The sequence below is a fragment of the Pseudomonas sp. JR33AA genome (assembly GCF_021378985.1).
Lineage (GTDB): Bacteria > Pseudomonadota > Gammaproteobacteria > Pseudomonadales > Pseudomonadaceae > Aquipseudomonas > Aquipseudomonas alloputida.
The window spans coordinates 29,598-40,756 of record NZ_JAJSAW010000019.1 but is presented as its reverse complement, the minus strand read 5'-3'; the positions used below and the strand labels follow the sequence as shown (position 1 = coordinate 40,756).

Genomic DNA, 11,159 nt, shown 5'->3' with positions numbered 1-11,159 from the left:
TGCGACTTGACGCCACTTCATATGCCAGCCGCGAATCAATCGGTTAGAATGCACACCCAAATTACCCCGATCCTTGAGGACCGCCATGTTCAGCCGTGATTTGACCATTGCCAAGTACGACGCCGAGCTCTTCGAAGCCATGCAGCAAGAAGCTCTGCGCCAGGAAGAGCATATCGAGCTGATCGCTTCGGAAAACTACACCAGCCCGGCAGTCATGGAAGCCCAGGGCTCGGTCCTGACCAACAAGTACGCCGAAGGCTACCCAGGCAAGCGCTACTACGGCGGTTGCGAGTACGTCGACGTCGTCGAGCAACTGGCCATCGACCGTGCCAAGGAGCTGTTCGGCGCCGACTACGCCAACGTACAGCCGCACGCTGGCTCCCAGGCCAACGCTGCCGTCTACCTGGCCCTGCTGTCGGCCGGTGACACCATCCTGGGCATGAGCCTGGCCCACGGTGGCCACCTGACCCACGGTGCTTCGGTAAGCTCCTCGGGCAAGCTGTACAACGCCATCCAGTACGGCATCGACGGCAATGGCCTGATCGACTACGACGAAGTCGAGCGCCTGGCTGTCGAGCACAAGCCCAAGATGATCGTTGCCGGCTTCTCGGCCTACTCGCAGGTTCTGGACTTCGCCCGCTTCCGCGCCATCGCCGACAAGGTCGGTGCCTACCTGTTCGTCGACATGGCCCACGTTGCCGGCCTGGTTGCCGCTGGCGTGTACCCGAACCCTGTTCCGTTCGCCGACGTGGTCACCACCACCACCCACAAGACCCTGCGCGGCCCGCGCGGCGGCCTGATCCTGGCCCGTGCCAACGCCGACATCGAGAAGAAGCTGAACTCCGCCGTCTTCCCGGGCGCCCAGGGCGGCCCGCTGGAGCACGTCATCGCGGCCAAGGCCATCTGCTTCAAGGAAGCCCTGCAGCCAGAGTTCAAGGCTTACCAGCAGCAGGTCGTGAAGAACGCCCAGGCCATGGCCAGCGTGTTCATCGAGCGCGGTTTCGACGTGGTTTCCGGTGGCACCCAGAACCACCTGTTCCTGCTGTCGCTGATCAAGCAGGAAATCTCCGGCAAGGACGCTGACGCCGCCCTGGGCAAAGCTTTCATCACCGTCAACAAGAACTCGGTACCGAACGACCCACGTTCGCCGTTCGTCACCTCGGGCCTGCGTTTCGGCACCCCTGCCGTTACCACCCGTGGTTTCAAGGAAGCCGAGTGCAAGGAACTGGCCGGCTGGATCTGCGACATCCTGGCCGACCTGAACAACGAAGCGGTAATCGACGCCGTGCGTGAGAAGGTCAAGGCCATCTGCAAGAAGCTGCCGGTTTACGGCAACTGATTGGCGCTTGCCTGAAGTGAAAGAGCCCGGCCCAGTGCCGGGCTTTTTCGTTTAATAAAGACGCACCGCCACCCGCACAAAGACTGCGCCCCAATACCTCCACTTTGCACAAGGCCGCACCTTGACCAGAGAGCAACTCGAAACCCGGCAGATCCCCATCTACTTCGCCGCCGTACTGGCCGCTATCGTCTTCGGCCTGCTGGCCAGCGACGCTGCGCGCCAACTTGAAGCCCTGATCACCCCCGCCATCGCCGCGCTGATGTACGCGATGTTCCTGCAAATACCCTTCCTCGACCTGCGCCAGGGCCTGGGTAACCGCCGCTTCATCACGGCCCTGCTACTGGCCAACTTCATGCTCGTTCCGCTGCTTGTCTGGGCCATCACCCGTGGGCTGGTGGAACACCCGGCGATCCTCGTCGGTGCCTTGCTGGTGCTGCTTACGCCCTGCATCGACTACGTGGTGGTGTTCACCCACATTGGCAAAGGCGACTCACGCCTGACCCTGGCCGCAACCCCCGTGTTATTGCTGGCGCAACTGGTGCTGCTGCCGGTGTATCTGGCCCTGATGCTGGGTGGCAGCAGCCAGGTGGCCATCTCCATCACCCCGTTCGTGGAAGCCTTCGTGCTGTTGATCGTGGTGCCGATGGCCCTCGCGGTACTCACCAGCGCCGGTGCCCGACGCTCGCGCGCCGTCGCGACCTGGAACGACGCCTGGGCGTGGTTGCCGGTGCCGGCGATGGCGTTGGTGCTGATGGTTGTGATCGCATCGCAGATTGCCGTGGTACTGCGTGATTTCGACCGTTTGCTTCCGGTCATTCCGGTGTACATCGGCTTCATGCTGCTGGCGCCGGTGCTTGGCTTCATCTGTGCGCGCCTGCTGCGCCTGCCGGCCAGCGAGGCACGCTCGGTAACCTTCAGCGCAGCCACGCGCAACTCACTGGTGGTACTGCCGCTGGCGCTGGCGTTGCCAGAAGAGATGCGCGGGTTGGCGGCAGCGGCGGTGATCACACAAACCTTGGTAGAGCTGGTGAGTGAACTGGTCTATGTACGGGCGATACCACGGTTTGTGCGTTGACCCGTGGTACTCGTCATAGAGAAAAGGACTATTCGGGGCACACGGCGAATACCTGCACCTCTACCAGGTAGCCATCCCCCAGGTCAGCGCCCACGCAGGCCCGCACCGGTTTTGCACAGCCTTGCAACCAGGCGTCGTACACTTCGTTGACCAGGTCGAAGTGGCGGTAGTCGGCAAGCCACAACTGAACCCGCGTCAGCTGCGCCTTGCCGACGTTGGCTTGCACCATCAGGCCGTCGATCACGCTCAGCGCCTGACGCAACTGCCCCTGCACATCCTGTTGCAGGTCATCGGCCACGATGCCTGCCGTTTCGAACAGACCCCTGTAGCTGACCGCCAGGGACATCCGCGCGCTTGATCCGTAGCGAGTGATCATCGAGGTGCCCTCCCCCTCAACCCATCTGGTTGAAGCAGACGACTTTGGGTTGGGTCATGTCCTCGTAGGCGAACCGCACCCCCTCACGCCCAAGACTCCCATACTTGGCACCACCAAATGGCATGGCATCGAAGCGGTAGTCGGAAGAGTCGTTGATCATTACACCGCCGGCCTCGATACGCCGGGCCAGGCTCAGCGCCAGCGACAGGTCGCGGGTGAACACACCGGCATGCAAGCTGTACTCCGGGGCATTGGCCAGCGCTATCGCCTGCTCGACAGTCTCGAAGGGCGCCAGCATCACCACCGGCGCAAAAACCTCCTCAAGCCACAGCCGGCTGACGTGGTCAACGCTTTCGAGCACTGTCGGCGCATAGACCGCCCCCTGACGCTGGTGGCCGCAGAGCAGGCGGGCACCGCCCTCAAGCGCCTGGTTGACGCGCTCTTCTATCTGCCGTGCAGCCGCTTCGGTGATCATCGGCCCCATATCGGTTTCGCGCCGGCCCGGGTCGCCCCAGACCATCGCCTGGGTCAATGCCACGAAGCGTGCACGAAACGCCTCGTAGATCGAGGCATCTACGAGAATGCGCTGGGTGCCGATGCAGTTCTGCCCGGCCGCCCAGAACGCGCCCGACACACACGACTCGACAGTGGCTTCCAAATCGCAGTCCTTGAGCACCAGCACCGGGGCGTTGCCGCCAAGGTCCATGGCAAGCTTTTTCAAGCCAGCCCCGTGCGCAATCTGTTCGCCCGTCGCGAAACCGCCCGTGAAGGAAACCATGCGCACCTCACGCACAGCCACCAGCGCCTTGCCGAGTTCGGCGCCCCCTGTGGCTACGGTGACGACGGCCTCCGGCAACCCTGCATCCACCAGGTACTGCACCAGTTTCAGGGCAGAAAGCGGGGCCAGCTCCGAGGGTTTCAGAATGACCGCATTGCCCCCTGCAATGGCTGGCCCCAGCTTGTGCGCCACCAGGTTGAGCGGGTCGTTGTACGGGGTAATGGCCAGGATCAACCCCAACGGCTCGCGGGTGAACCAGCCCTGACGCGATTCGGAGCCTTCATAGGCATCGAAAGGCACCACCTCACCGGCGTTGCGCCGCGCCTCTTCCGCAGACAACTTGAGCGTGTTGATGCAGCGTTTGACCTCTTTTTCGGCCTGGCGCAGAGTCTTGCCCGCTTCATCCACGATCAGGCCGGCAAAGTCTGCCGCATCCCGTTCAATGAGCTGAGCGGCGTGTTCCAGAATTCGGGCCCGGCGGTGCCGGGGCAGCGCTGCACTTTCACGCACACCCTGACGGGCGCGGGCGAGCAAGGCAGGCACCGCTTCTGCACCGAGGTTATCGACGCTGCCAACCAGGCTGCCATCGAAGGGGTTGTACACATCGATCAAGGCGGGTTGCTGAACAAGCGCCCGGGAAATGGAAGTCAGGCTCATGAACGTTGCTCCTCAGGCCGAATGGCCGGCCGTGTGAATGGCGACAATGTCCGACAGCAGGGCAAAAGCCGTTTCAATACGCCCCGCCCCCGGGCCGGACACGGTTACAGCCCCCAGCAACTCGGTGTCGAACGCCAGCGCATTGGTGGCGCCTGAAATACCCGCCAAGGGGTGATGGCCAGGCAACAGCTTCGCCTGGACGCTGGCTCGCACCGAGCCATCGGCTTCACGGCGGGCACTGCCGATCAGCTTCCAGCGCTCGCCCGCCGCCTGTGCCCGCTCGATAGCCGCACTGTCGATGGCACTGATACCGCTACAGGCCACATCCCCCACCTGCAGACAGGCGCCCAGCAACTCATTGGCGAGGATCACCACCTTCAGGCGTACGTCATGGCCTTCCACATCGGCGGTCGGGTCAGCCTCGGCAAAGCCAAGCGCCTGTGCCTGGGCCACCGCCTCGTTGAAACCAAGCCCTTCCTCCATGCGCGTGAGCACATAGTTCGAAGTACCGTTGAGAATGCCCTCGAAACCCACCAGGCCCGCGCCGGCCAGGGTCTGGCGCGCCATGCGCAGCACCGGTGTGCCGCTCATCACGGCGCCTTCGTATTCGAACGACACATTGTTGGCCTTGGCCAAGGCCTTGAGCGCCTGGGCATGCAAGGCAATCGGCCCCTTGTTGGTAGTGACCACGTGCTTGCCCGCCTCCAGCGCCCAGCGGCAGAAGGTTGCCGCCGGCTCACCGTCCTTGGGGTTGGTGAATGTGGCCTCGGCGATGATGTCGGCGCCTGATTGCTTGATCACCGCCTCATTGAACGCCTCGGCCGAACCTTGAGGGATTTGCGCCAGCGCGCCCTTCTGGGCCGGCAGCGCGGCCAGCATGGCGGCATCCAGGCCGTCGCGGTCGATCACCGACCCCAGGAACAAGTCGGTGACACCAACGATTTTCAGGCCAAAGCCCAGCTCTTGCTGCCAGCGCGCATTGCGTTCGGCGATCAGTTGGGCAAGCGCGCGGTTAACGCCACCAAAGCCAACGAGTGCAATTTTGTATTCGGTCATGGTTTGCTGTCCTGTCCAGGCAGTGGGTCGATGAGGACAAGCGTAAGAGCCGTGCACTGCCAGTTGAATATGGCAATCCGCTGTATTTATTGGCCAATCTGGCCAGTGCAAAGCGCACGCCTGCGCCTGGGCAATACGCAAAACGCCGCCAGGGCGCGAACCCAGGCGGCGTTGCGGTAGCCAGTGTGAAGACGTGGTTCAGACCACCGCGGCCAGGACGAACGATGTCACCGTGTTCTCCACCCCAGGCATGGCCGCGATTTCCTTCCACACATGGTGCACCCGCTCCGGGCTGGAGGCCTCGACGCGCACCATCAGGTCGAACTCGCCGCTGAGCACTTCGCACTGGATCACCTCGGGGATCTGGCGCAGCGCATCGAGTACCGCCTCACCGCGCATGCGGTCATAGCGGTAGACGAAGATCACCGCGTTGATCAACGACGCCGGCCGCCTGCCCTCACCGATGCGCAGGGTGTAGCCCTGAATGGCGCCGTCGCGCTCCAGGCGCTCGATGCGCTGGCGTACCGCATTGCGCGACAGGTTCACCTTCAACCCCAGCTCGGCGTGGGCGATACGCGCATTGGCGGTGAGCTCGGCGAGAATGCGCTCGTCCAGGGGGTCGAGGATGCGCTTCATCGCCCAGCCTGCAACCGGGCCAACAGGGCATGAACACCGGCCAGGTCGTCAGGTGCCAACAGCGGCCCATCGCCCGCTGTGCCGACCGCGCCGGCGGGCACCTCACCGTGCCAGGCCCCCAGCTCCGCCAGCAGCCCGGCAGACTTTTCGGGGGCAAACTGCCCCAGCGTGACGATGGGCGCACCGATGTTGCGCCGGTGCAGGCGCCCGGCGAATACCCCTGTCGCGGCATGAGGGTCTACTGCGCTGCCCGTTTCGTGGAACAGCGTGACAATTTCGTCGCGAATCAGCGCGTCGTCCACGGCATAGGAGTCGAACAGCATGCGCGCATGCAACCACTGGCGGTTGCCGATGCTCAGCTCGCCACACGCCTCAAAGTGCTCCATCAGTGCCCGGGTTGCCCCGCCATCGCGGTCATACAGTTCCCAGACGAAGCGCTCCAGGTTGGAGAACAGCGAAAAGTCCATGACCGGTGACAAGGTCTGGCTGGTGGAGCCACGGCTGTAGCGGTTGCAGTGAATGAACCGGTGCAAGGCATCGTTGCGGTTGGTGGAGACGATGATCTGGTTGATCGGCAGGCCCATTTTCTGGGCAATGAACCCCGCGTAGATCTCGGCAAAGCTGGCCGTGGGGATACTGAACCCGACCGGGCGTATCCCGCCACCGAGCTGCAGCGCGGCATGGAAATAGAACACGATCTGCGCCAGCACACCAACCCAGTTGGTGGAGTTGAAGCTGACCGGAATCAGCCCGGGGCAGGGCCAGTCGCGCAGCAGCGCCGACACCAGCGACTGGCAATCGTCAAAGCTGCCATCCACAGCCACGCAACTTACGCTGTCGGACGCGGCACTGCGCATCACTGCCGCGCGGTCAGCGGGTGTGCCTGCGCTGGGGTATAGCGCCAGCAAGCCTGCTGCAGGGCAATGCCGCAGCGCTTCGATAGCCGCTACTGCGGTATCGCCGTTGCTGGCACCGACCAGCATGACCCGCTCGCACTCCGCCCCCAGAAAATGCCGGACAAAGCGCGCCTGCAACTGCGCGGCAAAGTCCTTGGAGGACCGGGTAGGCCCATGGAAAAGCTGCAGGATCCATTCGTTATGGCCAAGCTGCTGCAACGGCGCAATGCCGCGGTGGCGGAACCCGCGATAGCTGTCGCTGACCAGCGCCCTGAGGGTAGGCTCGTCGAGGGTATCGCCAACAAACGGCGCCATTACCCGCCAGGCCAGTTCGTCGAAGGGCAACCACGACCAGCTGGCAATTTCCTGTGGGCTGAACACCGGTACCGAGATGGGCACATAAAGCCCGCCATCGTCGGCCAGGCCAGAAAGCAATGCCGTGCGGAAATCGACCCGTGTCTCGTTGCCGCGCGTGGATGTGTACTGCATCGGTGCTCCAGATAGCTACGTAAATTAACGATGCGCCATGGCCACCAGCCAATGGCTGAACGCCTGGGCATCGGGGGACAATGCTTCACCCAGGCCGCGTACCAGGAAAAACGACTCGCTTGCCTCGATACGCTGGGCAAAGGGAGCGACCAGCCGCCCCTCCTGCAGCAGATCCTCGACCAGCGACGAGCGTGCCAGCGCCACGCCCAGCCCCAGCTCCGCCATGCGCAGGGTCGACACCAGCGTGTCGAACTGCAGGCCGCTGGAAGAATCGACCTGATCGGCGCCGACCCGCTCCAGCCAGTAGCCCCACCCCTCCTCGTAACCCAGCACATGCAGCAACGGCACACGGGCCAGGTCGCGCGGATCGCGCAGCGGGCAACCGGCCAGCAGCGCGGGTGCGCACACCGGCACCAGCACATCGCGGGTCAGGCGCTGCGCCTCAACGCCGGCCCACTGCCCGCTGCCCCAGCGGATTTCCAGATCATCTTCGGCATCCAGCTCCTTGACCCACAGGTTGCTGATGTAGCGGATATCCACCTGCGGGTGCGAACGCCGAAAGTCGGCTAGCCGCGGGGCCAGCCAGAAGTGCAGGAACGACAGGCTGCCCCTTACCTTCAGGGGCCGACGCTGGCGTTGCCCGAAGATTTCATTGGTGCCGACGGCAAGGCGGCTGATGGCGTCCTGCACCACCGGCAGGTAGGACTGCCCTTCTTCGGTCAGCCCCAACCCACGCGGCAGGCGCTTGAACAGCGCCACACCCAACTGGCTTTCCAGGTGACGAATCTGCTGGCTCACGGCCCCTTGGGTAAGGTGCAGCTCTTCTGCCGCATGGGTGAAGTTCAAGTAACGCGCCGACACTTCGAAGGCTCTCAGCCAGTTCAGGGGGGGCAAGGTTTTCTGAGTCATCGGCGGCTTCTCGTGGCTAGGTTCCGGTGGCCTAGTATCACCTGCTCAGGCGGCCTCGGAACCTGGGGCGACGATTTCCAGCGGGCCCGTACGGCGGCTGCGGTACTTGCACGTCAGCCAATAGGCCAGGTAGCACCAGGCAATGAAGGGCAAGCCGAAGTACAAGGCAACGCGCTGAGCTGGGTCGAAGGCAATGCCGACGCAGGCCAGTACGCAGCAGAAAATGGCCCCCAGTGGTACGAACGGGTAGCCACGCACCCGGAACTTGAGGTCCTCGAGCTTGCCGCCGCTGGCGATGTAATGACGGCGGAATGCGATTTGGCTGGCCGCGATGCTGATCCACACCACCACCACGGCCAACCCTGAAATCGACACCAGCGCCAGGTAGATGGTGTCGGGGGCAAACACACTGCTCAACAGCGAAGCCATGCCACCAGCCATGCTCAGCACGATCGCATTGAACGGTGTGCCCCGGCGCGACAGCGTGGCGTAACGGCGGGGCATGTTGCCTTGGTCGCTGAGGGTCCAGAGCATGCGCGAAGCGGCGTAGAGGCCGGAGTTTGCGGCAGACAGCAGCGCGGTGATGATGACGAAGTTCATGATATCGGCCGCATACGGGATACCAATCATCGCAAAGACCATCACGAACGGGCTTTCAATAACCCCAGCCTGTTCACGCGGCAGCAAGGTGGCCAGTACAAAGATGGTGCCGATGAAGAACAGCGCCAGGCGCAGGACCGTGGTGCGAATGGCTTTGGGGACGTTCTTTTCCGGGTCTTTGGTTTCGCCGGCCGCGATGCCGATCAGCTCGGTGCCCGAGAACGCGAAGGCCACTGCCAGCAGGGTCATGGCAATTGACCAGAAGCCGGTGGGGAACAAGCCTTCACGGGTGAAATTGCCCAGCCCTGCACTGTGCGCCTGCTGGATCTCGAAGCCACCCAGAATGGCCCCGCCGCCCACCACCAGAAAGGCGATGACGGCCAACACCTTGACCAGTGACAACCAGAATTCGGTTTCGGCGAACGACCGCACCGAAATGATGTTGCTGATGAACACCGCGGCGCCGAACAGCGCACTCCACATCCATACCGGCGTGTCGGGGAACCAGCGCACCATCAGGATGCCCGCGGCGGTGAATTCGGAGCCGATGGCCACCGTCCAGGTCAGCCAGTACATCCAGGCCACCATGTAACCGGTGCCCGGGCCGAGGTAACGCGTGGCATAACTGCTGAACGAGCCGACTTCCGGCATGTGTACCGCCAGCTCGCCCAGGCACATCATCACCAGGTACACCATGATTGCGCCGAGTATGTAAGCGATGACCGCGCCCAACGGGCCGGCCTGGTTAACGGTGTAGCCCGATGTGAGAAACAGGCCGGTGCCTATCACACCGCCCAGTGCCAGCATGACGATGTGGCGGGTTTGCATATCCTGCTTGAAGGTATGCGCCGAGGCATTTCTAGTTGTGGTTGTCTGCACGGACATTGTGGGTTACTCATGAAAGTTGGCGGGCAAGGACGTAGCAACGACCTCGTCTTGGCAGAGCGAATCGAGTTGCCTTGCATATTGTTTTTGTTCGACTTCATGAAGTGGCACCCACCGCACGGGTGAGTGCTACGCGCCTGCCTCAGGCCTGGACCTGGCAGGCGTCTGCGTCTGCGTGCAATTCCTTTGCTGCGGCCAGTTCCTCACGCACCGATGCACAGGCCTGTGCCAGGTCCGCCAGCAGGTCATCGGTTTCCTCGATGCCCACTGAAATGCGCACCAGCCCTTCGGAAATGCCCAGCGCCAGGCGTTCTTCCAAGGTGTTCTCGACATGGCTGGTGGTGCGTGCCGGGCCATAGATGGTTTCGACCGCGCCGAGGTTGCCGGCCCGGTGGGCGTACTTCAGCCGCGGCAGCAAACGGGCCACGGTCGGCATGCCGCCTTTCAGCACAAAGCTGACAATGGCGCCAAAACCGCGCATTTGCGCCTTGGCAATGGCATGCCCGGCATGCTCCGGCAAACCTGGGTAGTTCACCGCCTCGACCAGCGGCTCGGTGCTCAGGTACCGGGCCAGTGCCATGGCACTGGCTTGCTGCTGGCGCAGGCGCACTGCCAGGGTCTTGATGCCACGGATGATCAGGTAGGCCGAGAACGGGTCCAGCGCCGCACCGTTGATTTCCCGGTAGTGTCGCACCTGGGCCATCAACGCCTCCGCGCCGCACACCACCCCACCCAGCACGTCACCATGCCCGGACAGAAACTTGGTTGCGCTGTGCACCACCACATCCACGCCCAGCGCCAGCGGGTTCTGGTTCAATGGCGTGGCAAAGGTGTTGTCGGCCACCACCAGCGCCCCCACCTTGTGCGCAGCGGCGCTCAGCCGACGAATGTCCAGCACCTTCAGCGTCGGGTTGGTGGGGGTTTCCAGGTACAGCAGGTCGCAACCGGTGGCAATCTCGCGCTCCAGCGCTTCGGTGTCCAAGGTATCGCACAGGCACACTTGCACGCCCATGCGCGGCAGGAACTCTTCGAAGATCTTGTTGGTGCCGCCATAGCTGTCGCGGGTCGACACCACGCGTTTGCCGTTAGACAGGAAGGTATGCAGCACGGCACTGATGGCCGCCATGCCGCTGCTGAACGCGACTGCCGACTCGGCTTGCTCCAGCTCGGCCAGTTTTGCTTCCAGCGTGGCGACCGTGGGGTTGCTCATGCGGCTGTAGATGAAGCCCGGCTGCTTGCCCTGCGCCACGTCGTACCAGGCATCGATATCGTTGTAGCCATAAGCGGCGCTGACCACGATCGGGGTCTGCGTGGCGTTGTACGGGTGCTGTACCTGTTCCCCGCTCCACACTACCCGCGTACCCACACCGGCCGCAGCAATACCCTCGAATTTTTCGTTGTTGTTCATATCCGGTTCCCGCCCAGCTGAGTTGTGTACACCGATGCAGCATCGGCCTTCAGCG

At 63.2% G+C, this 11,159-nt stretch carries 10 protein-coding genes; 2 read left to right on the top strand and 8 right to left on the bottom strand.

Going from position 1 to position 11,159, the window contains the following annotated elements:
- Positions 1 to 85 precede the first annotated feature (85 nt).
- Together glyA and LVS58_RS22015 are read left to right on the top strand one after the other, a co-directional pair.
- The gene (glyA, locus tag LVS58_RS22020) at positions 86 to 1,339 is read left to right on the top strand and encodes a serine hydroxymethyltransferase (protein WP_003247505.1); all 1,254 of its coding nucleotides are present in this window, start codon (positions 86 to 88) and stop codon (positions 1,337 to 1,339) included.
- 121 nt (positions 1,340 to 1,460) lie between these two features.
- Positions 1,461 to 2,414 (top strand): arsenic resistance protein, encoded by a 954-nt coding sequence (locus LVS58_RS22015; protein WP_233692803.1) that lies wholly within the window; start codon positions 1,461 to 1,463, stop codon positions 2,412 to 2,414.
- Between the two features lie 28 nt (positions 2,415 to 2,442).
- Here the strand turns inward: LVS58_RS22015 and LVS58_RS22010 are convergent, their stop codons facing one another.
- The 8 genes from LVS58_RS22010 to LVS58_RS21975 all read right to left on the bottom strand — a co-directional run bounded on the left by LVS58_RS22010 (position 2,443) and on the right by LVS58_RS21975 (position 11,104).
- Positions 2,443 to 2,790, bottom strand: a complete 348-nt coding sequence (locus LVS58_RS22010) for a RidA family protein (protein WP_267954611.1) — start codon at positions 2,788 to 2,790, stop codon at positions 2,443 to 2,445.
- 16 nt (positions 2,791 to 2,806) lie between these two features.
- Positions 2,807 to 4,225 (bottom strand): aldehyde dehydrogenase family protein, encoded by a 1,419-nt coding sequence (locus LVS58_RS22005; protein WP_233692802.1) that lies wholly within the window; start codon positions 4,223 to 4,225, stop codon positions 2,807 to 2,809.
- Between the two features lie 12 nt (positions 4,226 to 4,237).
- Positions 4,238 to 5,281 carry a homoserine dehydrogenase gene (locus tag LVS58_RS22000; RefSeq protein WP_233692801.1) on the bottom strand — a complete coding sequence of 348 codons (1,044 nt, stop codon included), beginning with the start codon at positions 5,279 to 5,281 and terminating at the stop codon, positions 4,238 to 4,240.
- A 198-nt stretch (positions 5,282 to 5,479) separates the two neighbouring features.
- Positions 5,480 to 5,917 (bottom strand): Lrp/AsnC family transcriptional regulator, encoded by a 438-nt coding sequence (locus LVS58_RS21995; protein ID WP_233692800.1) that lies wholly within the window; start codon positions 5,915 to 5,917, stop codon positions 5,480 to 5,482.
- Positions 5,914 to 7,302: a threonine synthase gene (locus LVS58_RS21990; RefSeq protein ID WP_233692799.1), complete on the bottom strand. Its 1,389-nt coding sequence runs from the start codon at positions 7,300 to 7,302 to the stop codon at positions 5,914 to 5,916. The genes LVS58_RS21995 and LVS58_RS21990 overlap by 4 nt, the downstream gene beginning before the upstream one ends.
- Positions 7,303 to 7,326: 24 nt before the next feature.
- On the bottom strand, positions 7,327 to 8,211 hold the full coding sequence (locus LVS58_RS21985; RefSeq protein ID WP_233692798.1) for a LysR substrate-binding domain-containing protein: 885 nt from the start codon (positions 8,209 to 8,211) through the stop codon (positions 7,327 to 7,329).
- Between the two features lie 45 nt (positions 8,212 to 8,256).
- Positions 8,257 to 9,696 carry an amino acid permease gene (locus LVS58_RS21980; protein WP_014755278.1) on the bottom strand — a complete coding sequence of 480 codons (1,440 nt, stop codon included), beginning with the start codon at positions 9,694 to 9,696 and terminating at the stop codon, positions 8,257 to 8,259.
- A 142-nt stretch (positions 9,697 to 9,838) separates the two neighbouring features.
- Positions 9,839 to 11,104: a cystathionine gamma-synthase family protein gene (locus LVS58_RS21975; protein WP_233692797.1), complete on the bottom strand. Its 1,266-nt coding sequence runs from the start codon at positions 11,102 to 11,104 to the stop codon at positions 9,839 to 9,841.
- Positions 11,105 to 11,159: the final 55 nt, after the last annotated feature.

What these genes read in the sequence shown, in the direction of transcription:
- glyA (WP_003247505.1), top strand. Translation starts at nt 86, where the DNA reads ATGTTCAGCCGTGATTTGACCATTGCCAAGTACGACGCCGAGCTCTTC.
- LVS58_RS22010 (WP_267954611.1), bottom strand. Translation starts at nt 2,790, where the DNA reads ATGATCACTCGCTACGGATCAAGCGCGCGGATGTCCCTGGCGGTCAGC.
- LVS58_RS22005 (WP_233692802.1), bottom strand. Translation starts at nt 4,225, where the DNA reads ATGAGCCTGACTTCCATTTCCCGGGCGCTTGTTCAGCAACCCGCCTTG.
- LVS58_RS22000 (WP_233692801.1), bottom strand. Translation starts at nt 5,281, where the DNA reads ATGACCGAATACAAAATTGCACTCGTTGGCTTTGGTGGCGTTAACCGC.
- LVS58_RS21995 (WP_233692800.1), bottom strand. Translation starts at nt 5,917, where the DNA reads ATGAAGCGCATCCTCGACCCCCTGGACGAGCGCATTCTCGCCGAGCTC.
- LVS58_RS21990 (WP_233692799.1), bottom strand. Translation starts at nt 7,302, where the DNA reads ATGCAGTACACATCCACGCGCGGCAACGAGACACGGGTCGATTTCCGC.
- LVS58_RS21985 (WP_233692798.1), bottom strand. Translation starts at nt 8,211, where the DNA reads ATGACTCAGAAAACCTTGCCCCCCCTGAACTGGCTGAGAGCCTTCGAA.
- LVS58_RS21980 (WP_014755278.1), bottom strand. Translation starts at nt 9,696, where the DNA reads ATGTCCGTGCAGACAACCACAACTAGAAATGCCTCGGCGCATACCTTC.
- LVS58_RS21975 (WP_233692797.1), bottom strand. Translation starts at nt 11,104, where the DNA reads ATGAACAACAACGAAAAATTCGAGGGTATTGCTGCGGCCGGTGTGGGT.